Source organism: Saliphagus infecundisoli, from assembly GCF_020177375.1.
Taxonomy (GTDB): Archaea; Halobacteriota; Halobacteria; order Halobacteriales; family Natrialbaceae; genus Saliphagus; species Saliphagus infecundisoli.
This window is the reverse complement of sequence record NZ_JAIWHV010000023.1, coordinates 18747-42723: the sequence shown is the minus strand read 5'-3', so window position 1 is coordinate 42723 and position 23977 is coordinate 18747. Positions and strand designations below refer to the sequence as shown.

The 23977-nt window shown below is 57.9% G+C and carries 18 protein-coding genes and 2 pseudogenes; 13 read left to right on the top strand and 7 right to left on the bottom strand.

The features are described 5' to 3' along the window. Positions 1 to 337 precede the first annotated feature (337 nt). Complete coding sequence (locus tag LCF40_RS18080; protein ID WP_224829606.1) at positions 338 to 1300, bottom strand: transcription initiation factor IIB; 963 nt, start codon at positions 1298 to 1300, stop codon at positions 338 to 340. A 49-nt stretch (positions 1301 to 1349) separates the two neighbouring features. Here LCF40_RS18080 and LCF40_RS18075 point away from each other — a divergent pair, with 49 nt between their 5' ends. From LCF40_RS18075 to LCF40_RS18060, 4 genes are all read left to right on the top strand, one after another. Beyond that, entirely contained in the window at positions 1350 to 2015 is a 666-nt protein-coding gene (locus LCF40_RS18075; RefSeq protein ID WP_318247911.1) for a COX15/CtaA family protein, read from the top strand. Between the two features lie 247 nt (positions 2016 to 2262). Further along, positions 2263 to 2769 (top strand): DsbA family protein, encoded by a 507-nt coding sequence (locus LCF40_RS18070; protein ID WP_318247910.1) that lies wholly within the window; start codon positions 2263 to 2265, stop codon positions 2767 to 2769. Then, positions 2759 to 3193 (top strand): disulfide bond formation protein B, encoded by a 435-nt coding sequence (locus LCF40_RS18065; RefSeq protein ID WP_224829583.1) that lies wholly within the window; start codon positions 2759 to 2761, stop codon positions 3191 to 3193. The genes LCF40_RS18070 and LCF40_RS18065 overlap by 11 nt, the downstream gene beginning before the upstream one ends. 91 nt (positions 3194 to 3284) lie before the next feature. Then, positions 3285 to 4013 carry a CPBP family intramembrane glutamic endopeptidase gene (locus LCF40_RS18060; protein ID WP_224829582.1) on the top strand — a complete coding sequence of 243 codons (729 nt, stop codon included), beginning with the start codon at positions 3285 to 3287 and terminating at the stop codon, positions 4011 to 4013. A gap of 209 nt (positions 4014 to 4222) precedes the next feature. On the opposite strand, the pseudogene LCF40_RS18055 reads toward LCF40_RS18060, so the two are convergent. The 3 genes and pseudogenes from LCF40_RS18055 to LCF40_RS18045 form a co-directional block, all read right to left on the bottom strand. Continuing rightward, a pseudogene (locus tag LCF40_RS18055) lies at positions 4223 to 4414 on the bottom strand (IS1595 family transposase); the annotation flags it as partial. A 209-nt stretch (positions 4415 to 4623) separates the two neighbouring features. After that, positions 4624 to 5838 (bottom strand): hypothetical protein, encoded by a 1215-nt coding sequence (locus LCF40_RS18050; RefSeq protein WP_224829581.1) that lies wholly within the window; start codon positions 5836 to 5838, stop codon positions 4624 to 4626. Between the two features lie 433 nt (positions 5839 to 6271). Beyond that, entirely contained in the window at positions 6272 to 6466 is a 195-nt protein-coding gene (locus LCF40_RS18045; RefSeq protein WP_224829580.1) for a hypothetical protein, read from the bottom strand. Positions 6467 to 7036: 570 nt separating this feature from the next. Between LCF40_RS18045 and LCF40_RS18040 the strand changes: the two genes are divergently transcribed. Further along, complete coding sequence (locus tag LCF40_RS18040) at positions 7037 to 9562, top strand: heavy metal translocating P-type ATPase (RefSeq protein WP_224829579.1); 2526 nt, start codon at positions 7037 to 7039, stop codon at positions 9560 to 9562. A gap of 88 nt (positions 9563 to 9650) precedes the next feature. Here LCF40_RS18040 and LCF40_RS18035 read toward each other — a convergent pair whose 3' ends face one another. Then, on the bottom strand, positions 9651 to 10178 hold the full coding sequence (locus LCF40_RS18035) for a winged helix-turn-helix transcriptional regulator (protein ID WP_224829578.1): 528 nt from the start codon (positions 10176 to 10178) through the stop codon (positions 9651 to 9653). 215 nt (positions 10179 to 10393) lie between these two features. On the opposite strand from LCF40_RS18035, the gene LCF40_RS18030 reads away from it, so the two are divergent. After that, a complete protein-coding gene (locus LCF40_RS18030; protein ID WP_224829577.1) occupies positions 10394 to 10744 on the top strand; it encodes a DUF7471 family protein in 351 nt (116 codons plus the stop codon). A 106-nt stretch (positions 10745 to 10850) separates the two neighbouring features. On the opposite strand, the gene LCF40_RS18025 is transcribed toward LCF40_RS18030, so the two are convergent. Next, positions 10851 to 11429 carry a hypothetical protein gene (locus LCF40_RS18025; RefSeq protein WP_224829576.1) on the bottom strand — a complete coding sequence of 193 codons (579 nt, stop codon included), beginning with the start codon at positions 11427 to 11429 and terminating at the stop codon, positions 10851 to 10853. A gap of 367 nt (positions 11430 to 11796) precedes the next feature. Here LCF40_RS18025 and LCF40_RS18020 point away from each other — a divergent pair, with 367 nt between their 5' ends. Continuing rightward, on the top strand, positions 11797 to 14175 hold the full coding sequence (locus tag LCF40_RS18020) for a twin-arginine translocase subunit TatC (RefSeq protein ID WP_224829575.1): 2379 nt from the start codon (positions 11797 to 11799) through the stop codon (positions 14173 to 14175). 89 nt (positions 14176 to 14264) lie between these two features. Next, positions 14265 to 14445, top strand: a pseudogene (locus LCF40_RS18015) (IS1595 family transposase); the annotation flags it as partial. Between the two features lie 132 nt (positions 14446 to 14577). Here the strand turns inward: LCF40_RS18015 and LCF40_RS18010 are convergent. Further along, on the bottom strand, positions 14578 to 15123 hold the full coding sequence (locus LCF40_RS18010) for a plastocyanin/azurin family copper-binding protein (RefSeq protein ID WP_224829574.1): 546 nt from the start codon (positions 15121 to 15123) through the stop codon (positions 14578 to 14580). A gap of 201 nt (positions 15124 to 15324) precedes the next feature. On the opposite strand from LCF40_RS18010, the gene LCF40_RS18005 reads away from it, so the two are divergent. From LCF40_RS18005 to LCF40_RS17985, 5 genes are all read left to right on the top strand, one after another. Continuing rightward, positions 15325 to 16749: a cytochrome ubiquinol oxidase subunit I gene (locus tag LCF40_RS18005; protein ID WP_224829573.1), complete on the top strand. Its 1425-nt coding sequence runs from the start codon at positions 15325 to 15327 to the stop codon at positions 16747 to 16749. Then, a complete protein-coding gene (gene cydB / locus LCF40_RS18000) occupies positions 16742 to 17746 on the top strand; it encodes a cytochrome d ubiquinol oxidase subunit II (protein WP_224829572.1) in 1005 nt (334 codons plus the stop codon). Before LCF40_RS18005 ends, cydB begins: the two co-directional genes overlap by 8 nt. Positions 17747 to 18470: 724 nt before the next feature. Then, positions 18471 to 20261 carry a polysaccharide deacetylase family protein gene (locus LCF40_RS17995; protein ID WP_224829571.1) on the top strand — a complete coding sequence of 597 codons (1791 nt, stop codon included), beginning with the start codon at positions 18471 to 18473 and terminating at the stop codon, positions 20259 to 20261. A 245-nt stretch (positions 20262 to 20506) separates the two neighbouring features. Next, a complete protein-coding gene (locus LCF40_RS17990) occupies positions 20507 to 21328 on the top strand; it encodes a sulfite exporter TauE/SafE family protein (protein WP_224829570.1) in 822 nt (273 codons plus the stop codon). Then, positions 21325 to 23787: a heavy metal translocating P-type ATPase gene (locus LCF40_RS17985; RefSeq protein ID WP_224829569.1), complete on the top strand. Its 2463-nt coding sequence runs from the start codon at positions 21325 to 21327 to the stop codon at positions 23785 to 23787. Before LCF40_RS17990 ends, LCF40_RS17985 begins: the two co-directional genes overlap by 4 nt. Positions 23788 to 23977: the final 190 nt, after the last annotated feature.

Sequence of the window (23977 nt, the reverse complement as noted above, 5' to 3'; positions counted from 1 at the left end):
CGGAAGAATCGCGAGATGAGGATCGACATGGTGACACTTGTAGCGGGGTATTATGACCGGTGCTCAGTTTCGAGTCGTTGTTCTCCCTCTTTAGTGATTTCGTAGAGGCCTCGGCCGAGTGAACAGATACACTCGTCATTATAGAGGCGGGCACATGTCTGGTCGACAGTAATCGGATGTCTATCGACGGCTTTAGCGACCTCCATCACATGACAAGGTGACCGATCAGCAAGCGTTTCCAATACTTCGATTTCGGTCTGGAGTGAGAACTCGCTCATAGTAGAAATCGGATCATGGGCGCATCAGTAACTGTACGTCGTCCGAACAGGCCGCTCGGTCAGTCATGCTCCGCGTACACCTCGAGAAGCTCCTGATATCGGTTTCGGATCGTTACTTGACTGACGTGGGCGACCTCACTTATCGTCTCCTGTGTGATCTGCTCGTTCGTGAGACAGGTCGCAGCATATAGAGCGGCGGCCGCCAATCCTGCTGGACTCTTCCCACTGTGGACGGCATTATCTGTTGCCACCTCAAGAAGTTCCCGAGAGCGCCGTTCTGCTTCGTCGCTCACGTCAAGCGATGACGCGAATTGTGGAAGATATTGAGTCGGATTTTCCGGCTCGATTTCCAACCCAAGTTCACGGGAAAGATATCGGTATGCTCGTTGGATCCGGGTTTTTTCGACACGGCTCACGTCGGCAAATTCCGTCAACGGCCGTGGCATTCCGTGCTGTCGGGCAGCCGCATACAACGAAGCCGTCGACATTCCCTCAATCGAGCGACCAGGCAGTAGATTCTCTTCTACAGCACGCCTGTACAGAACACCGGCGGTTTCCTGAATCGATTCCGGAAGCCCGAGAGCAGACGCCATGCGGCTAATTTCACCGAGCGCTTGCCTGAGATTCCGCTCGTGGGCATCTTTCGTCCGGAACCGCTCGTCCCACGTTCGAAGGCGCTGCAACTGAGCGCGTTTGCGACCGGAAACCGCCTGTCCGTAGGCGTCCCTGTCCTGCCAGCCAATCGTCGTACTCAGTCCCTTGTCGTGTATCAGCTGCGTTGTCGGGGCACCAACGCGGCTCTTTTCATCACGTTCGTCCGACATGAACGCGCGCCATTCAGGACCGTGGTCGACCCGGCTCTCCTCGAAAATCAATCCACAGCTCTCACAAGCCGCTTCACCCCGGTCACCATCCTGGGTGATTTGGCCTTGACACTCGGGACACGTTTCACCCTCAACAGACTCTGAGTCCCGCTCGCGACTATCTGACGACCGTTCGTGGGTTTGTCCTTGATGTCTCATAAACTTCGTACGTAGGTAATCTCCCAGCAAATCGTGGGTCTTCTTAACAATGCTGTGGGATGACTCCACAATGAATAGATGGCGGAATCCCATTCGATGGGAATCCGACCTATACTTTTGTCACCATCGCTTCAACAAGCCACATTGTAATTTGGGATCTCCCCACCAACCGATATATGGCTCAAAAGTCAACGAACTCGAACTACCTGCAAAGGACGATTTCAGAAACTCCAGTGGAGTACGAGCACATCGCCAGCCTGACGCTGGTTCTGGTGTATATCGTGATGCTTCTCGGCGCCTATACGAGTGCAATCGGTGCGGACTTTTCTGCCCCGACTGGCCGACCTGCTATGGCACCTGGGTGCTTTTCCTCCAACCCGACATCATCGCAAATTCTCCATATTCTGCCCTCCAGATATTCGCCGAATGGGCGCACCGGGGACTTGCGATGACTGCTGGCCTCTTCATCGCGGGGACAGCAGTTGGATTGTGGATCGTCTATCCAGACGATACACTAGTCAAATGGTCCGCAACAACGGCACTCGTCTTGCTTCCAGTTCAGGTCTTACTCGGAGGACTGACTATCACAGAGAACCTCAAACCGATAATCATCACAACGCACCTCGGAGTCACCACTCTCATTCTCCTCAGCCTGCTCACAACCGTACTCACGGCCTACCTTCGTAACAGACGAGTTCAGAAACCCACAGTATGATTGAAGAAGCATGACCGATAGCGAACGCATCTCGACCCTGTTCACGCCATTGGGTGAAGAACGTGGACTGCTAACGCGACGCCGGTTCCTCGCGACGAGTGGAGTAGTCGCACTCAGTGGATGTCTCGGTGGCGAAAACAATGAGTCATCAAATACTGATGTAGATGGCCCAGTAGCAAACGCGCCGGTCCCAGACGACCCCGCGTCAGCCACGTATGCGATGACGGGGTCAGCCGATCAACCGACTGTGACCTACTATGGAAACTGGAAATGTCCGTACTGTGCGGACTTCAGCACGGGTTTCCTCGGCGATATCGTCACAGACTACGTTGAGCCCGGTGACATTAGCTTACAATTCCGCTCGTTAGCCTATATTGACGGTGAACCTTTCCTCGGCTCTGATGCCCCCCGTGCTGCTCAAGCTGGGCTCGCAGCCTGGAACGTGGATCCTGAAACCTACTGGCGATATCATGAATACGTATTCGCCAATCAACCACCCGAGAGTGAGACGTGGGCTACCACTGACAAACTCGTTTCATTCGCTGAGGAGGCCGGAGTAACGGAGACGGGACAGTTCCGAACGAAGATTCAGGAGCAGGCCTACGAATCACCGATTCGGGAGACGAGTCAGGCAGCAGCCGACGCCGGCATTTCGGGAACCCCCGCACTCATAATCGATGGCGAAATGGTCAACCCGCTGAGTGACGAACAACGAATCCGTACCTTCATCGAACAACTCGCAAATGGGTCATGACCGAGTCCGGCTCGTATTGGGCAGTGCAACACTCGTCGTCGCGATCGCGACAGCTGGAAGTCTCTGGTTTAGCCTCGGTCTCGGACTGGTACCGTGTGACCTCTGTTGGTACCAACGAATTCTGATGTACCCGCTAGTCGTCGTCCTCGGTGTCGCAACGATCGAAGCCCGTCCTGCAGTCTGGCGGACTGTTATCCCGCTTTCAGTCCTCGGTGGAGTAACCGCAGCTTATCACTCAGTACTGCAGGCGACGACAACCACCTGTTCTTTCGATGGATCGTGTGCTGCTGTCCAATGGCAGGCGCCGATATTTGGACTGACGATTCCGAACCTCTCACTTCTCGCATTCATGCTCGTCATAGCCGCAGGGCTCAGCTGGTCGAGGATGGCTGTGAGGCGGAACGAAACAAGACGCCACAACTAATGATAAAACTCAATAACAATTCGACAACACGACGAACTATCGAAGCTTCGCGTATAGCTTGTACAGACCGCTCCGTTATCAGTTCCTTCAAATGACGGAATCAACTTCACCAGTCCGCTCAGTTGTGAGTGCGATAGGACTCACGTACGGCTCCACAATCATCGGATCGGTCGTCATTACCGTCGCTGCCATACTTCTGGCCGTATTCGGAATCGATGTCACAGCTCGTCCATCGTTGCGTCTCGTGTTGAGTACAGTCCTGTTGCAAGGAGTAACGTTCGGGGGGGTCGCTGTCCTCTATCTCAGATTCCGCGATCTCGGCTTCGACTTCGTCCCGGTTACGATTCCGGACAGGCGAGATGTTGCCGTGACCATCGCCGGAATAGTTACGCTCCTAGGCCTGCTCGTAATCGCGTCGACGATCATCTCTTTGCTCGGACTCGAGTCGGCACAAAATCAGATCGTGACGATTGGTCATCAGAATCCAGCAGTATTTCTACTGCTCGTTCCTCTCTCGTTTCTGCTAGTCGGTCCGGGAGAGGAACTGTTATACCGGGGACTGGTTCAGGGTACGCTCCGAGAAACACTGCATCCGGCCTATGCAATCGTTCTTGCGAGCGTCCTCTTCGCGTCGATTCATCTCTTTTCGCTGTCCGGTGAAGGGAAGCTGGTGTATGTCGGTATCGCATTCGTTCTCGCCCTGGCACTGGGCGCAACATACGAGTACACCGATAACCTCGCTGTTCCGGCCGTGATTCACGGTGCGTACAATGCGGTACAGTTTGCGAGCGCATACCTGACGGCGACAGGCGGGATGTAACCGCTCGCCAATCTTTGCTCCTCACTATTGGACTCGCGACAGCAGCATTGAGGTCCACCTGCGATATTTATCCAGGCCAAAAAATCCACGTGCTGTCCCGTGAATTAGGACTCCGCCACCCTGCTCTATTGGACATGCAAGATAGGAGATCGATTCATAGCGTTTTGGCGAGTTTCTTGGGGTTGTTGAGTGCGAACAAGAGGACGATCCTTGTTGCCATCGTACGACTCTTGCCCACGCGAGTGCGACCAGAAGTCACGCGCGCGACTTTGCATCCCGGCAGAGACGTACACTTCGTTTATTTCGACCGGTCCAACGAGATCGAGGGAAGGCGCATTGAGCGCTCTGGCAAAGCACTCGACGCGCCGGTACATCGTTTTGTATGTAAGATCAAAGTCTACAACGGGTACGTCACCGAAATCGTCGGGAGCTAATTGTCGACCTTGTCGAGCGATTTGGATCACTCCGGCCATTCCGATTGAATAGCTGCCTTGGAACTCGATAGGTTGCCAGGCAGACATACGATGCCGACTCCTGGGACTACCATTCCAACGCCATCCAGTAGCAGAATCTCGGCTTCCTCAACTCGACCGAGGGCTAACCGGACACGTCATCCGTCATTGACAGCGGCTGGTGAACTGGTTACAGGGGCCCCGAAATCGCTTGCTTGCTTCGTCGCGTAGACTAGCCCACCTGTGAAGAGCCCAATGCTCGCCACCAGGAAGAGCATCGTGAACGGAGACTTTGAGTCGACGAACACCCAGTAGAGCGGCGCCGCGATCGACGGCCCAGCAACGAGTACGACAACTTGGGCAACGATCGGTCCGCAGCAGCCACACGCACAGGAGCCGACAATGGCGCTCGTTCCGGCCGTTCCCTCGGTGGTTCCGGCGATCGCGACGCGCTCAGATCGCCACTGGTAGGCAATCAGCGCGGCGTTGAGCCCGACGAGTGTACTTAGGCTACCGACGAGGACGACTGATCCGATTGATACGGCGACAAAGAACGGAACCTGTGGGAGGAATACCTCGAGGGTTGGCCATTGAACGAGCTGGTACTGGACGGTTTCGATTGACACGATCGTGTGGTGAGGTGATCCCTCACTCGGGAAGAACGTCAGATAGCCGCTCAGCGCCGAGAAGTACATGGCGAGGAGGAATCCGACGCCGATTCCAAACCGACGGGCTGTCGCGTCGTGCAACGCGACACGGATCCCATCCTGCGCATCTTTCCAGACGATGTATCCTAGGAGTACGGGCGTGGCGAGCACGATCACGTACCCCAGCGGGTTCGTCGTGCTGGCAGGGCCGGGAATCAACGTCGGGTACGCGACCCAAAGTCCGATCAGGATTCCGAGGGACGTGTACCGCGGTCGGCCTGGCCATTTGAGCCACCCGACGACGAAACTGACAACCGCGATTCCGACGCCGGTTAACAAGGCCATCGGCGGATACCACGAGCGGGGGATCGGCATCGTACTGGCGCTGTAGGACGCGTCAGGTGCGAGTCCGTCAAACACCATTGCTCCGATCGTGACGACGGCGAGACCGGCAAAGGCAGCGTAGAGCGCCGTCGTCGGGGTGATCCGTTCGGTGCGCTTTAGCGCAACTGCGCCGCCGACGAGGGCCAGCCCCACGAAAATTGCAGCCAGACCATGAGACTGACTCAGTGCCGTCGACTCTGCCTCACCGTGCGCCGTTACGACTGGGATCTGGAGCAATACAACTAACAGGACGGCGAGTTTTCCGGTGGCGCCGACGAACCTTGTTGATCGCGACTGCGTGTAGTCACCGGATGCCCGCACTCGGAAGCGATCCTGGGCCATTGTTGAACGGTTCTCTTCCAAACGGATCTATCTGCTGAATCTGCACCGAACAGTCGGACAGGCCCTCCCTCTGGGTTGATCAGGAGCCGGTAGAAAGCCGACAGGACGTGACTGGAGAATACGCTTCTGGACTCAGTTTGAGTTATCGATATATCCGGCGTTCGAGTTCACGATTTGGTGCCATCGATCGATGATACGGATCTTCAGCGTCGGCGAGAGATTCGTATACAGGGTCGGTGTCGGTCCTTCCTGAATTAGCCCATAATCGTCCCACTCGCGAGTCTATCGAACAATGATGGCGTACAACTCGCCATCCTGAGCTATCGATATGCTTGACGGCTTGCATAGACGATGCACGTCCTGTCACCAGACAGGAATCACCAGGCAACGAAGTTCATCCAAGCCTATGCCACTCCGCCCTGAGCCTCATACGTCACTTTTCTGACCAAGACTTGTTTAATTTGTCGCGGAGAACCAACGGGATCAGAGCGATCGTACCGAAGAAGGCGAGCAAGTAGCCAAGCATAGCTAGGCCGCCGGAATTCCAATAGGAATTCATCGCCACGAAGAGAGCTATACCAGTCAATATGATGACGCTGATCGCGAAGATCAGACGGCTGGTACCCATATCAACACGAAGAAAATGACCGCTGAAGTGTCTTTTCTCTCTGTGGCAAATTTGCGCAATAAGGTGCCGAATTATACATAATTAAAAATAACTCTTTGCTTAACTACCTAATGGAAAACAAAGCATGCTACAAGCGAGAAGTAACCGTTAGAAGCTGCTTCGGGCTAACTTATTCAAGGGCAACATCAATACCAAACATTACAGCAATACAAACAACCAGAGAAATAGTAGCGAGGCGTCCGTCTCCTTCCGAATATGCCCCCGGAATGATTTCATCCGCGATAACAATGATCATCCCGCCTACCGCGAATCCCATTTCATAGGGAAGTATTGGTGGCTGGCGGAGAATTCTGGCTCCAAGAACAGCACGGCAAGGAGTTTGACGCGTACTGGCAGGCGGTCCCGCGGTTCGTCGGAATGATGGACAATCAAGCCCCTCTTGACGGACTGATGCACGACTCACATCGACATAGAATCGGACAGTAGTGTCTCGGATAGGCCCGGCTGACCCGCGTCGGAAACACGTTTCCGTACCCATCTCTGAGAACGACACACGTGCGAACCTCACCGATGGACGACACACATCCCAATGCCACCTGCGAGCTATGTGGTCGGACAATCGACTTTGCGTCAGGAATTGCGGACGCTCCGTCCGACGAGTGGTACTGCTCGCAGGGCTGCCGCGAGATTGACGAGACACTTGACGGACCGATCCAGGCCAAGGGCTCGGATTGTTCCGAAACGTCTCCAGCAGCGACCGAGAGTTCGCCACCCGGGGAGTCGAACCACCGAGACCAGACCTTCTTCCGGGTTGACGGGATGCACTCAGCGACCTGCGAGGAGTACCTTGAGTCCCGGGCAATGGCACTAGACGGAGTAGCCGACGCGACGGCCAGCTATGTCACCGAGACCGTGCGTGTGGAGCACGATAACCACGTAACCCAGCAGGACCTCATAGACGCGCTCAGCACGCTCGGCTACGACGCATACCTACGAGGCGACGCTGCGGGTTCTCGCCAGGCCGAGGCGGACGCCCCACTCCGCTCTAGAGAGATGGAGGGAATGCGTAAACGTCGGTCAGATGAGTTTCTCAGCTTTCGCTATGCGGCTGGCGTCCTGTTTGGGGCATTTCTTCTTCTCCCCTACGCCGTCCTCGTGTATCCTGCCCACCTGGCGGATATGGTTGATACGACGTTCCTCGAACTCTATGAGAACTCCTTCCAACTCCAGGGGTCTTCAGGTGCTCTCTTCCTACGTCTCTACCTCGGTCTCACAGGACTTGTGTTGCTGTTCACGGGACTGCCGGTACTGCGTGGAGCATACGCCAGCCTTCGGACTAAGCAGCCGAATACGGATCTTCTCGTCGCGTTTACCGTCTGCAGTGCGTACCTGTACAGTGCAGCCGCGATCATCGCCGGTGAGAATGACGTATTCTTTGACCTCACGTTGGTCGTCGCTGCAGCTGTCACCGGTGCTGCCTTTTATGAAACATCGATCAAGCAGCGTGCGCTCGAACGTCTTACGGACCTCACAGTCTCTCAGGTCGACGAGGCACGACGCTACAGCGACGACGGGACGACACACGTCGTCCCCGTCGAGGAGGTGACGGCAGGTGATCGTGTGTTGGTCCGCACGGGAGAGCGGATTCCCGTCGACGGAACGCTAGTCGATCAGGCCTGTACCGTTGACGAATCGATCGTAACCGGCGAGTCGGTTCCAGTCAGGCGATCCCCTGGTGAGGACGTCCTCGGAGGATCGATTGTCACAAACGATGCTGCGCTCGTCGAAGTCAATGAAGCGCGGACAAGTAGTATCGACCGAATCATGCAGTCCGTGTGGAACATCCAGAGTACGGATCACAGGATCCAGCGGCGTGCAGATCGGATGGCCACATTTGTCGCTCCGGTCCTCGTTCTTGCGGCGCTCGGCACTGGGGCCGGCATTTACGTCTCGACCGGTTCAGTTGCAAGTACGGTCCTCGCAATGCTCGGCGTATTCTTGGTCACCTCTCCATGGGCGCTGGGACTTGCAACACCCCTCTCGGTCGCCAGCTGTCTTCGTATGATGATGGAGCATGGCATCATCGTCTTCGACGAAACGATCTTCGAACGGCTCCGTGAAATCGACGTAGTGGTTTTCGACAAAACTGGGACGCTGACGACGGGTTCAATGGAAGTGCTCGAGGCTAATGCGCCGGCGGACCTTCTCCAGGACGTCGCTATGCTGGAGCGTCGAGCATCACACCCAGCAGCTGAAGCCATTGTCGCCGCATTCGGTCGTTCCGAAGACCAAACCGATCCGATGCAAACCGATGGGGCCCCCGATACAATCGCGGAGCCAGAGAGTGATCCCGTTTCGGAGTTTTCGAGTCATGCGACCGGGATCACTGGGACAGTCACCGGCCGATCAGTTGCAGTCGGTTCACTAGACCTGTTCGCTGCAGAGGATTGGAGAGTGAGTGAAGAGATCGAACAGCGTGTCAAACAGGCCCGCGGATTCGGTCATCTGCCAGTTATCGTAGGCCGCGATGGCCAAGCCGAAGGCGTCGTGATTGTCGGAGACGAACCACGCGAGGACTGGGAGGAGACCCTCAACCAACTTGACGAGCGCGGCGTCGACGTGGTCGTCCTGACCGGCGACGACGCAGAGGCGGCAGAGTTCTTCGACCGACATACAGCCGTCGATCAGGTGTTTGCAGGCGTTCCCCCAGCAGGAAAGACAGAGACAATCCGTCGGCTGGCAAACGATCGCAACGTCGCTATGGTCGGCGACGGAACCAACGACGCTCCGGCACTCGCGGTAGCAGATCTTGGAATCTCACTAGGAAGCGGAACGGCACTTGCAGCTGATGCCGCCGATATAGCGATCTCGACGGACGACCTCGGATCCGTCGAGACTGCGTTCGAATTAGCACACGCCGCGCGCTCACGGGTCCGGCAGAACAACGCGCTCGCACTCTGCTACAATGCGATCACCATTCCGATTGCAATCATTGGCCTTCTAAATCCCGTAACTGTGATATTTGCCGCGATTGTCTCTGCTGGCTTAATTGGTGTGAATAGCTCTCGTCGGTTGCTCCCCGATGACAAGAGATGAGAGTCAACCCAAATATGATAACTAATTGGTTTCCTCACTTCACTTGAAAAGGAGGCGTCAACACGTTTCTTCCGGTATAGCGCGCCAGCTACGGTGATTCAGAGGATGGTTCGAGTAGACTGTCGACGAGTCTTGTGAACCGATCAATGAATCGATCGGGAACTGTTGGCGTCACTTCCACCAGTAACGGACCAATTTGGTCTGGTTGGGCTAAACAGAGTGTGACCTGATTTCGCATGTTGTACTGCTTTTCGACAATCTCTTGTTCAACAAGATGAGAGACGTGGTACTCAAGGGTGCTTCGGGCAATACCAAGCGCCTCGGCGGTCTCGTTGGGGTCGGCCGATTCATGTTCGATAAGGTGGACAACAATTTCACGAGCCGTTTCACGCCGGAATAACGCAAGTGCTCCACGTTCCCACTCGTCGTATTGAGGTGGGTAGTAGTGGGTTCGGCCATAGAATTCACTGCGAATGAGAACGTCCTCATCGATTAAGCGATGGATATGATACTGAACCTGACCTGGCGCACACTCTGACTGCCTAACGAGTTCGTTGAAATGTATACCAACGTTCTCGTTGACATGCGTTCGGATTTGTTGTCGCGTCTCGGACATAAGATTATTTGGAGTGGTTTGAAGGGAAGCTGATATCGAAGATAGTGAGCCAGTGGAATAATGGCTTTCGCTGATTTTTATCGAATGGGAAGACAGTGATAACGTCTTTCCAATTCCTTTCGATATCAAAGCAAGCATTTACCCCGTGTCTCCGACTTTCCAGAGGAGTTGCACCGAAGCGAATAGATAGTCTACCACTCGAATCCCTATCATCCATGCTCGCTGTGAGCTCTCGTAGTAGCGAATGGCTGGATCCGCAACTTGCCCCAGTTCTCGTTCTTATAATCGTTCTTGCGGTAGTCGGGACGATCGTCTTGTTTGGGCTCGGTCTTATCGCGTACTCAAGACGACAGACGCTCCGCTACCTCTTAATTACGTTCGTATTGGGGATGCTTGTGGCTCGCTCCGTTGTCGGACTTGGCACCGTTCTTGGAGTCGTTCCGATGACAATCCATCATTTGATTGAACATAGCTTCGATTTCCTCATTTCAATTATCATTCTTTATACAGTGTATCGAAGTGGATCACCAACAGATACCCCTTCTATCAAAAATAAACAAACCTAATAGCTCCCTGAGCTTCGAACGTGGCCGATTAGGATGGGGAGAGGCAACATACTGCCAGCGTTATTTTCTTTTGTTTCCCCTTCTTACATCAGTTATTTCATATATCTCAAAATGGTGCGAATCTTCCGAATCGTGGGAATCTGAGATCGTTTGCAGAATCACTGGAAGGAGTAGTCACAGTGATTTCGTCGGTTCCGGCATACCCGTGTTCGCCAGTTTCGTCACGTTCCCAGAGGAGTTTGCCAGTTGTCTCATCGCCATCAAGATCCATGTCTTCGACCGGGAAATGGAGAATGAGCGTTCCTTCATCAGTACAATGGCCATCGTGAACGGGGCGTGCACCGCCACCACTCTCAACAGCGTCGGGCGCACCGAACCGATAGCGAACATCCCGCTCTGTCGGATCGAACATCACGGTCTCTCCATCTCCATCGACGAATTCTGTTGAGAGGACAGCAATTGGGACGTCATCGTCGTTCTGTACGTCGAGAGGATTGTCCGCACAGCCAGGTTTGACATCAAGTTCAAGCTGATCCGGAAAGTGAGCAGCTGCCGTTCCACTTAGCACCGGAAAAGCACTTGTGGCTGCGACTACACCGGCGCTCGTTTTAAGAACTCGGCGTCTAGTTGTGGAATGGTTTGCCTTGTCGACACGATCAGCCGAGTGGGATGAATTAAAGTCCATACGACAGGATGAGATTCGATGAGAACTCATCTATCGTTTCGGGTTCGATTGTCGAAATGCTGTGTTACCCTATATACAATACTGGCGAGACATGACATGGACGTCACGAACGTCGCCCCCGCTGAACGACACATGATCGAGTTCACAGCCGATATGGCCCCCGGAATCTATCTTCAAAGGCGAGAGAATTCCGGCGTTTATTGGCTCCTTCGCCCTCAACGTGTCTCATCAGACACGGTAAGAGCGTAGGCCTTTTTTCTTACGATCACTCCGGGACGACGGAGATCTCGGTGGAAGGACGGGTGATCATCTGAAGCTCCCGACACGAAAGGTTGATAACTGGATATAAGTACCGTACGGGTACGCGATGAGCTCCGCCGTCGACGAAGACGCCCTCCGGGCGATCGACAGCGGTAGGCAGACGATCGCCGAGGTGCTCTCGATCGCACAGAACCATCTTCAGAAGATCTTCATCGTCTTCGTCATCGGCTTCATCGGCTCCTTTTACGCCCTCCGGATCTACGTCTGGGAGTTCCTCAAGGCGACGGCGGAAGCAGAGATGTCGAGCCAGCTCGCCGGGCAGACCGACGTCATCACCCGAACGCCGTTCGAGGTCCTCCTATTGCAGGCGAAGATCGGAATGATCGTCGGCGCAATCCTCTCGATCCCCGCTGTCCTCTACTTCGCTCGGGAACCGATCAGGGAGCGGGGATACGAGTCGGCGATCCCGATCTCGAAGGCATCGATCGTCGGCTTCGTCGTGACCGCGCTGGGGCTTTTCTGCGTCGGGATCGTCTACGCCTACGTCGTCTTCTTTCCGTTTGCCTTCGAGTTCCTCGCGGGCAATGCCGACAGCGCGGGCGTCAATCCCAACTTCGGGATCACCGAGTTCACCGAGTTCATGGCGTTGCTCACCATCTCCTTCGGGCTTGCCGCCCAGCTTCCCCTCTTCATGGGCGCGCTCGCCTATACCGAAATCGTCCCCTACGAGACCTTCCGGGACAAGTGGCGCCACTCCATCGTCGCCATCGCCGTCTTCGGCGCCTTGTTCTCGCCGCCAGACCCCTTCACGCTGGTCATGTGGATGATCCCACTGACCGTCCTCTACGCCTTCAGCCTCGGGCTCGCGAAACTGCTGACCAACACCCGCAGGCGGGGCGCCGCCGAGGCGATCGGCGGCACCAGCCTGCTCCGGAAGCGGGCGCTCCAAGCCGGCGGGACCCTCGGTGCGGTCTGGATCGCCGTTGCCGGCTTCGTCGCCTTCGGCGGCTTCGACGTCCTCGAGGACGAACTCTATCCCCTCCTCCCCGGGGCGATCCGGCCGGGCGGGCCGACCGCCCTCGAGACCCTCGGCGCCGAGTACGGCACTGCGGGTGCGCTCCTGGCGGGCCTGCTCGTCGCCGGCGTCATCGGCTTCCTCGCGCTCTTTGCCTACACGATCAAGGTGCTCCAGGAGCCGGTCCACCCCCGGATCGACCAGATCCGGACCGGCGAGCCCGAGGAGATCGGCATCGACGTCCTCGATGCCGACGCGATCGACGCCGTCCCGCCACAGGCGTTCCTCGAGATGGACGAGGAGGAGGCGATGGACCACGCCCGCCAGGCGATGTTCGACGACGACCGCGAGAAGGCCCAGGCGATCTTGGACCGGTTCGATACCCTCCACGCCGAGGACGAGGGGCCGACCGCCGAAGGGGAGGTCGGCGCTGCAGGCACGGCCGCCACCGGCGACGCCTCCGCGACCGCGGACGACGCCGGGGCCGCTGGCGGCGGGGGCGAGGGAGCACCCGCTCCCGACGAGGAGGAGGAGGACAACGTCTTCTCGAGTACCGCCGCCGACATCGTGAACTCCTTTACCGAGGAAGAGACGACCGAGGAGGACATCGGCGGCTACGCCTACGACATTGCCTTCATCTTCCAGAGTCTCACCTCGCGGATGTTCCGCATCGTCGGCCTGTTCATGGTCGTGATGGGCGGAGTGTTCATGGGGCTTTACTCCGGCGGACTCGGGATCATCCTCGAGGCGTTCGTCTCGAACGTGCCCCACGAGTTGCTGGTCTCGCTGGCGGAACTCCAGGGAACCGATATCTCGCCGACTGCCGACACCCAGACGCTGATCCAGCAGGGCGACTTCGTCATCGCCCTCCACCCTGTCGAGGTGCTGATCTTCGAGGTGAAGGTGAGCGTGATCGCGGGGATCATCGCCGTCCTCCCGCTGATCCTCTACTACGCCTGGCCGGCGCTGAAAGAACGCGGGCTGGCTCGGGGCGACCGCCGAGTGTTCATCGTCTGGGGCGGCGCCTTGATCGCCGGCTTCGCGCTCGGAACCTTCCTTGGGTTCTTCTGGATCGCCCCCTCGGTGATCTCGTACCTAATCTCCGATTCGATCGACGCTGGGATGGTGATCTCCTACCGGATCAAACACTTCAGCTGGATGGTGATCTTCACCACCATCGGCATCGGCTTCCTGTTTAACATCGTCGTCACGATGATGCTGTTCCACGTCGGCGGGCTCGTCCCCTACCGGACGATGCTCAAAGGCTGGCGGGTCGTCATCGTCGCGATATTCACCGCCGCGGCCTTCGCCAGCCCCTCTGGGATCCTGACAATGCTCCTGCTCGCATTCCCCCTCGCCTTCACCTACCTCCTTGGGCTCGGGGTCCTCTACCTGCTCACCGCCGGCGGCCGGTTCTTCGGCGGCAAGCGGAAGGGCCCGACGCTGGATACCGGCCTGCTGGATCGCTGATCGCCGGGCAGTGGATCGATTGGCGGATCAATTAACGCTCTTGCCGAATCTGGTGAAACAGTCGCGTAGGAACTACAGCATCCCGCCGTCTGCTAGTGGATGTGTTCCAACAGACAGCTTTCGGCGGGATGCTACAGGAGGTTGTCGAGCGCCAGGCAAGTGTTCCGCCTCGAGCCGCTCGACGCCATCATCGAGCAGCGCTACAAGCACGCCTGGGAGCAAGCTCCCTGTCCCGAGTGTGGTGAAACAGCTCTCCAGGCTCGGGACAACGGCGGCGGTCCTCGATGTTCGATTCCTTCCGCGACGTTCTGTTCCTGTTTTCCTCAATGAGGCCGGCGGGAAGGTAGAACATCTTCCGGCTTCACTTTGATTCGGCGTCTACTGTTTATGCTGGGGTGGATGTCACCCAGAGAACTCGCTGTATGAGACGCTACCTTGGTCGACGATGGTCTGACTCTCGGGAACGTCTCCGTCCGGCGGCATACTCCCTTCAGCAGGGCCGCCTGGTTCGCCGACGACGATCCGTCCGATCATCCCCTGGGTCTTGTGTGGAATACAGAAGTAATCGTATGTACCGGTGGTCTCAAACGTGTGCTCGTAGGTCGCGCCCTGTTCACTCAGTGTTTCGCTATTGAACGTTTCTGCTCCGTCAGGTATCCGGGTTACCGATGCCGAACTCGTTTCTTCCTCGTAGGCAGTCGCCGAATGACTTCCACTCTCGATTTCGAACGTGACTGTCTCTCCGGATTCGACGAACAGGCCGATCGGATCGAAATAATACTCGCTGTCCTCGGTGACCATCATGACCGTATTCGAACTGCCCGAGCCATCGGTCCCCTCTGTCTCAGTCGTGGCCGGTTCACCGCCATCACCATTTCCGTTTCCAGAACTACATCCTGCGAGACTAGTTACGCCACCTGTAGCGAGAATTCCGGCTGTCTTGAGCATCTGTCGGCGCTCCATACTCACTTTCAAAGGCCCTGGTATATGGAGCCAAGGTGGATTCCCAATAAGTAGGACACCGCCTTCATTTGACGTACCGAAGTCGCAAAGTCTGAGTGATGATCTGCTATCCGACAAGGGCCCACGTTTTGCTCAATTTGGAGGTCATCGTTCAGACCAAGAGAGACATCCATCGAGGTGGGGCCGATGGTTGATCCCGTTCTTGCTAGTCGTCTCCAGTTTGCGCTTACCACGATCGTCCATATCATCTTCCCAGTGATGAGTATGGGCCTCGCACCGTTTCTCATCTATTTCACATGGAAAGAAATTCGTACCAAACAGCCAGTGTACGAACAGCTCCGTCGGTTCTGGACACAAATCTTTGCAGTGAGCTTCGTTGTGGGTACCGTGACCGGGCTCGTTCTTGAGTTCGAATTTGGAACGAACTTCGCCGCGTTCTCGACAACCGCCGGGGAGCTGTTCGGGGGTCCACTCGCCCTCGAAGGGATGATGGCGTTTATGCTGGAAGCGACGTTCCTTGGGATCTTCGTCTTCGGCCGTGGCCGTGTATCGGATCGGCTGTACTTCTTGTCAAGTATTGCCGTCGGGCTCGGCACGTGGCTCTCGGCCGTCTGGATCCTCATCGCGAACTCGTGGATGCAGACGCCGCGTGGGTTCGAGATTGTCGTGGAGAACGACCAGCAAATTGTGAGGCTTACCGACCCGCTCGCAGCCTATCTCAATCCGAGGTTCCCCTATATGTTCATCCACATGCAGAACGCTGCCGTTGAGTCGGTCGCACTCTTCATGGCTGGCGTTGCTGCCTACTACGTGTTCCGGCATCACGTCTGGGGCTACTCAATTGAACACATCAACGTCTGGGAGAAGACGCTCAAAATCGCGCTCGTTGTCCTCCTCATCACAGCCCCACTGCAGGTGATTCAGGGCGACGGGTATGCCCGCCACGTCTTGGAAACCCAACCCCAAAAATTCGCCGCAATGGAAGCCGTCTGGGAAACCGACTCCTACGTCCCCGAGTATATTGTTGCATTCCCGATGGACGTCAACGATCTCCTGAATCCACGCACGAAAGATCTCTTTGGCATCGGCATTCCGGGTGGAGCATCCTGGCTCGCAAGTGGAGGAAACCCACAGGCTACGATACGTGGCCTCGAAACCTTCTCGACGAAATCTCCTCCAGTGGCGATCGTCTTCTGGGCGTTCCGAATCATGGTTGCGCTCGGCTTCTGGTTCATTCTGCTGGCCCTCTGGGGTACCTATCGATGGTGGCGCGGGGAGCTCTTCGAGGATGGCTTGCTGCATAAAGCGTTGATGGCGTCATCTCTCCTGGGATTCGTCGCCGTAGAGGTCGGCTGGATCGTCACCGAGGTCGGGAGACAACCATGGGTCATTCAAGGGGTGATGAAGACGAGTGCCAGCGTCTCTCCGAATCTCACAGGCGCCGAAGCAACATTCACACTCCTCGGGTTCGTTACCGGGTACATCCTGTTATTGGGCCTCTACACATACGTCGTCGGTCGTATCATCCGCGCGGGGCCGCCAGCGAAAGACGAACTCACGCAGAGTGAATCTACCCGTGCCCCAGAGTCAGAGGTGACGTCTAGTGACTAACGTCGGATCGTTGGCCACGAAGCCGCTATTCGGATTACCGCTCGCCGAGCTCTGGTTTGCGCTGCTGTTTTTCATCCTCGGTATGTTCCTCTTTCTCGATGGGTTCGACTTCGGCGTGGGCGTGCTATTTGCGACCCGTAACGACGATCACGAGAAGGAACAGTTGTTGGCGGCTGTCGGGCCGTTCTGGGACGGGAACGAAGTCTGGCTTGTCGTCTTCGGTGGAGCACTATTCGCAGCGTTTCCGTCCGTCTATGCGAACCTCTTCAGCCGATACTATCTGTTGATGTTCGCAATTCTGGCCGCTCTCGGTCTCCGAGGGCTCGCCCCAGAAATGTACGAGGAGCGTGAAGACAGCCGCTGGCGGACACTCTGGGGCTACTCGTTCGTTATCGGGAGTACCGTTACGCCGTTTCTGTTGGGTCTGTTCATCATGAACTGGCTAGTCGGAGCGACCGGCCTCATCACCCCAGTGGGGATCCTAGGCGGTGTCACAGTCCTTGCCCTCACGATCGTCGACGGTGCGGCATTCCTCGGGCTGAAAACCCGCGGCGCGCTACGAGGTGAAATGCGAGACTACGGTGTCCGAGCTGCCGTGGGCTATCTTGGTGTAGCGATCAGTACTCTCGGGGCGATATATATGACTGAACCAGGGCTGCGCTCTTCGTTCCGATCACCCCTCATCGTCGCACTTGTGATCCTCACTGCCACCCTGACAGGAATCTATATCGTCGCGCTCCGTAGTAACCGGTACTACGCCGCGTTCGCAACGACAGCCGCCCTCGTCTTCGGACTCGTAGGGCTCGTCGCAACCCTTCTGTTCCCCTTCGTCGACCGGACCGCAGGACTCACTATCCGGGAGGCCATCATCTCTACGCTTCCGCTCAATCTCATGTCGATCATGGCGAGCGTGCTGCTCCCGATCGTGCTCGTGTACTTTGTCGTGCTCTATTCAGCGTTCAGTGGTCCCGTCGATACTGAGGAATCTTACGGATGAGACATATGATTAGGCAACAGCGTGTCGTTGAGTTGCAGAAACAGAATCTAATGAAGAACTCAAAATCGGTTAGCAAATATGGTGATCAGAGACGATGACATCAATACCGTCCAATTCGGAACCCCGATTGCTGTCTCGGATCGTAGTGACGTGGGTCGAACTCACGGTTATTGGTTTCGGAGGAGGTGCAATTGGCACATCGATCGGTGGTCCGCCAGGGTTGATTATTTATTTCAGCACAACTCTCGTCTCTGTTGGCGTCCTCTTCTATAATGTGAACGAACTCATCAAACAATGGATTGCTCCCGACGCAAACACCACTTAGTCGTCTCCAGATATCGAATTCGATTTCGTCAAGTGAGTGAACTTAATCTGATTCAGCAGGGAGGCAAAATATAACAGAATCCTACGATTTCAGCCGTATAGAGAATATCAATTCGAGATGCTCCGTTACTGTAGTTCGGCCAATCATATCGACATTTCACGCCGAGGATCGAGATCCAAATCCTCAATGGAGTACTTCCAATTCGCTACCAGTCTGTGTCTACAGATGATCCGAGTATGTCCGTATTCGGTGTAACTCATTGAGAAAGCTTTTGAACGAATAACTGACGCTTCGGCGATCAGCCTCCGTTCCCAGCTTAGAACAGATACATAAACTATAACAACCTACCCACGCGGCTCTTAAGTCAAAATGGTTCCCGAACCGACGACACGACGTCGAATGCTCGCGCTCTCCGGGGTCGCAGCCGTCTCCGGAATCGCCGGTTGCTCCGCCTTTGACGGTGGCAACGACGGGGAAGATCCCAACGAGACCGGCAATGAGGGTAACGACACAAACGAGACTGACGAAACCGACGACACCAACGAAAGCGACGCCGGAAACGAAACCGACGAGGACAACGGCACGGACGAGGGCAACGAGTCCGACGCTGGCGAGGGCAATGAGTCCGACACCGAGGACGGTTACTCACTTTCCGTGACCGTCGAGACCGGGGACGGCGATCCGATCGAGGGAGCGACCGTCTGGCTCGAGGGCGACCAGCTCACGGACGGAGATGCTCCCGAGGAGGGGGACGACGCCGGCAACGAGACGAGTGCCAACGAGACCGGAAACGAAACGGACGCCAACGAGAGTGGGTCCGGTAACGAGACGGCCTCCGAAGGAGACGCGGCCGCTTCCGGCGAGTACGAGAGCGAAACCGGCGGCGACGGCACGGTCGAGCTTACCGGGCTGGCCGACGGCGAGTACACCGTTCTCGCCAGCGCCGAGGAGTACGCTGAAAACGAGGAGACCGTCGAAATCGATGGCGACGACGCCGAGACGACGGTCACCCTCGAGGAAGGCGGGAGCGGCCTCGCCGTTGAGACGGAGTACAACAGCCGCGAGGAGTACGCCCAACCCGGCGACTCCTTCGACGACTTCGAGGATCTCTCGAACTGGTCGATCACGGAAGGCAACGCCGAGGAGGATGCTGACGTCTCCTTTACCGGCTCCCAGAGCGTCCGAATGTACACCGAAGAGGAGGGCACGAACATGGTCATCGAGCGCGACCTCGAAAGTGACAACCCCGACCTAACCGACCTCGATTTCTCGATGGCCGTTCGAACAACGACCCCCGAAAATATCGCTATCGAGCTCCGCTTCGTCGACGTCTACGGCAGTTCCCGAACCTATCAGCTCCGCTCGATCGCCTACGGCGGCGACGATCCCGGCTGGTTCCGCACCTCCCCCGGTGTCGTCGCCGAAGATGAGTATCCTCCCGAGATGGACTTCCTCTCGACCCTCGAGGTCCGAGTCCACCATACGGGCGAGGAAGCCGAAGTCTGGGTCGACGACATCCGTACCCACGACCAACCCGATTCTGGCTACGTCGTACTCAGCTGGGACGACGGGATGCGGGGGTTCTACGACGAAGCCTCACCGCTGCATGATGAGTACGGTGTCAACGCCGCCCAATCAATCGTTCGCCAGTGGATCATCGGCGGCCGCGAGGACGTAATGACCCGCGGGGAACTCTTAGAACGTCAGGAGGCCGGCGACCAGATCGTCGGCCACGGCTCCCACACCCGCCTTGGAGAGATGGACCCTGACGAACTCAGGGACACCATCGAAACCGACAAGCAATTCAAGGTCAACAGCGGCTTTGAGGGCGCGAACTTCCTCACGTTCCCCCATAACAACTTCAACGCGACCGTTCTCGACATCGTCAGCGATTATTACTACGCTGGCGGCTTCAACCAGGCCGGCAACACCAATCTCACAGGCGTCTACGGCTTCGACCCCCTCGTCCTCCCCCGGACGATCGGGTACGACTTAGAAATCTGTAAGGAAAGTATCGACCTTGCGGCCGAATACAATCAGTGTGCGATCTTCAACTTCCACGACTTCGACCTCGATAACACCGTCAATGAGGGTGAGTACGAAGAGTTCCTCCAATACATTGTCGACACCGATAACGTCGAGGTAATCACCTTCGACGACCTCTGGCAGATGCGGACCGAGAACCATTAATCGGTCGACTCCACGCGACTGGCCCAAGCGATTCAGCCCCGGTATCGACGACGAATAGCCCCGTGAGAAGCGTCACACAGATGATCGCGGGATCGACCATCCGATCGTCGTCATCCCGATCACGGCCGTGAGGTACGATCGGATCGGCGGAGGTCGTCTGGGCCCTCTCGAAGACCGGCCCGGAGACGCCGGTGAGGCGAAACCCATTACCTCGTCGGGCCGATAGCCGAGACAAGGACCAGACCGTGGACGTACCTACCCTCCTCGGGGTCGACGTGGCGCTGTTTCTGGTCATCGGCCTGCTTGCCGGTGCCCACTGCCTCGGGATGTGTGGCCCGCTCGTGACGATCTACTCCGACCGGATGGATCGAAGCCGCGAGAGCCACGAGAGCCGCGGGGCCCACCTCACGACGTACGAGGTCCGCCAGCACGCGCTGTTCAATCTCGGTCGGACGGCGAGTTATACCATTATCGGGGCCGTCTTCGGCGCGCTCGGGGGGATACTGTTCGTTACGACCGACTCGGTGACCGCGGCGGTCGAACCGCTTCGTGGCAGCGTCGGCCTGCTCGTCGGCGGCTTCGTCATCGCGACCGGGATCTACTATCTGGCCGGGCGGACCACCGGGGGACTCTCGATTCCGGGCCTCGAGCGGGTGACCGGCTGGCTGCTCTCGCACGTCGACCGCCTCGCGAACGGGCCAGGGATCGTCGCTCTCGGCGCGGTCCACGGATTGCTTCCCTGCCCCGTGCTCTACCCCGCCTATCTTTATGCGTTCACGACCGGCTCGCCGACCGGCGGCGCGGTCGCCCTCGCCGCTCTCGGAGTCGGGACCATCCCGACAGTATTCGCCTACGGGACGGTCATCGAGTCCGTCGACGCCGTTCACCGCCGGCGGGTCCATCGGCTGCTCGGGGTCGCCTTTGTCGCACTCGGCTACGTCCTCTTTGCCCACGGCCTGATGAGCATCGGGATCCACGTCCCCCATCCCAGCCTCCCATTTTACGACGGGGTTGACGTCGGCATGGCCGGGGCGATCATGCCAACCACTGAGATCACACCGAGATGACTGATCACGTAAACGCCGCCGGCTGTACGCTGTGTGAACTCCCCGTTACAGGGAGCGACGTCACCGACGACGAAGGGAACCGCTTCTGTTGTGTGGGCTGTCGGGACGTCCACGCCGCCCTCGGGGATGTCGAGGACGTCGGGGCCGAGGATGTCCGTCGCGAACGCTCGGAGGGGACCGAGCGGGAGGTCCCCGACGACCACGAGGCGACCTATCTCGAGGTCGACGGGATGCACTGTGCGACCTGCGAGGCGTTCATCGAGTCGGCCGCGGTCGCAACCGAGGGCGTGAGCAACGCCGATTCGAGCTACGTGACGGATACGGTCCGGATCGACCACGATCCCGACCTCGTCTCTGAGACTGAGCTTCAGGAGGCGATCAGCGGGCTCGGCTACAGCGCCTATTCTCGCGACGACGCGGTCAGCCGCCGCAAGGCCGACAACTGGATGATCGGGCGGGTCATCGTCGGCGTGCTCATGGGAATGACCGTCATGTTGCAGTACGTTCTCATCATCTACCCTACCTACTTCGGGGGGCTGCTCTACGACGAGCGGACGACCGAGTTCTTCACACAGACACTTGCGAGTGACCTCGCAACACCGTTCTATCTCACCATCGCCGCGATGACGACGATCATCTTGGGCGTTACTGGCAAGCCGATCCTCCAGGGAGCCTACGTCGCCGCGAAGACCCGCTCGCCGAACATGGACCTGCTTGTCGCGATCGCGGCCGTCAGCGCCTACCTCTACAGCACATTGTCGATCGCCGTCGGTGGCAACCACGTCTACTACGACGTCACCGTCGCGATCATCGTCATCGTTTCGGTGGGCAACTACTACGAGTCGACGATCAAGGAGCAGGCGACCGAACGGCTCTCCGATCTCACGGCCGTCCGAATCGATGATGCCCGCCGTATCGAGGCTGACGGGAGCCACGTCGAGGTCGCTGTCGACGACCTCGAACCGGGCGACCGCGTGCTGGTTCGTGCGGGCGAACGCGTGCCCATTGACGGCGAGGTCGTCTCCGGTGAGGTCGCGATCGACGAGGCAGTCGTCACCGGCGAGTCATTGCCTGTTGGCAAAAGTGTCGGCGACCCCGTCGTCGGTGGCTCACTGGTGACCGACGGCGCGGTCACCGTCCGGGTCGGCGAGGACGCAACGAGCAGCTTGGACCGGGTGACCGAACTCGTCTGGGACCTCCAGAGTTCAAGCCATGGGATCCAGAAGCTCGCCGACAAGCTCGCGACGATCTTCGTCCCGCTCGTCCTCGCGCTCTCGGTCGTCGTCACCGCAGTCTACCTCGCAACGGGCGCCGGGGTCACCGACGCCTTACTCGTCGGACTCACCGTATTGATCGTCTCTTGTCCGTGTGCGCTCGGGCTGGCGACGCCACTCGCGGTCGCCGCCGGGATCAGGGACGCCCTGGAGCGCTCAATCGTCGTCTTCGACGACACCGTCTTCGAGCGCATCCGCGAGGCCGACACCGTCGTCTTTGACAAGACCGGCACCCTGACCACCGGCGAGATGACCGTCGTCGAAACCGACCTCGGCGACGAGTTGCTCTCTCTGGCCGCCAGGCTCGAGTCGCGGTCGGCCCATCCGGTCGGCCGGGCGATCGCCGCCGAGCGCCGGCTCGCCGACGGAGGAACGGTCGAGCCGGCATCGACAGTGGGTGAGATGGAAGGGGCCAGGGAGACCGACACGACGGAGGCCGACTGCACCGACGGCATCGAGTCTTTCGAGAGCCATCGAAACGGTGTCTCCGGGGTCATAGACGGCAAGGAGGTCGTCGTCGGCCATCCGGACCTGTTTCGCGAGCGAGGGTGGACAGTCCCCGAGGGGATCGTGGGGCGGATCGCCGAGAGCCGCGAGGCAGGGCGCGTGCCGGTCGCCGTTGGTCGAAACGGGACTGCCGAGGGCGTAATTGTCGTCGGCGACGACCTCCGGGAAGACTGGTCGGAGACGCTGTCGGCGATCGCAGCGACCGACACCGAGGTCGTCGTGCTCACCGGTGACGACGCCCGTGCTGCGGGCCAGTTTCGGGACGATCCGTCGATCTCCCGTGTGTTTGCCGGCGTCCCTCCCGAGGGAAAGGCTGAGACTGTCGAGCGCCTCAAGCAGACGGGACGGACGGTGATGGTCGGCGACGGCACCAACGATGCGCCGGCGCTCGCGGCATCGGACCTCGGGATCGCACTGGGCGGCGGAACCGCAATGGCCGCGGACGCCGCCGACGTCGCACTCGTAGATGACGATCTCTCGTCGGTCGATACCGTCTTCGAACTCGCACGCGCGACTGATCGCCGGGTCAAAGGCAACATCGGCTGGGCATTCTGTTACAATGCGGTCGCGATCCCGCTGGCGATAACCGGACTGCTCAACCCCTTGTTCGCCGCTCTCGCGATGGGGGCCAGTAGCCTGCTGGTCGTCACGAACTCCTCGCGATCGTTGCTTCAATGAGTTGCGGACTATGGACTATCTCGTCGTCTCAACCGTGGTACTCGGAGTCGGTAGTAGCTTCTAATTCATGTCCCATCAGGGTAGTACCCGCCGCAGAAGCGGTCTTCCTACCGGCGATTACTGCACGGTGACCCACTGTAGGGAAGATTTTCGGGGAATATAAGCCAAGAGCTACCTAGAATCCATCAGC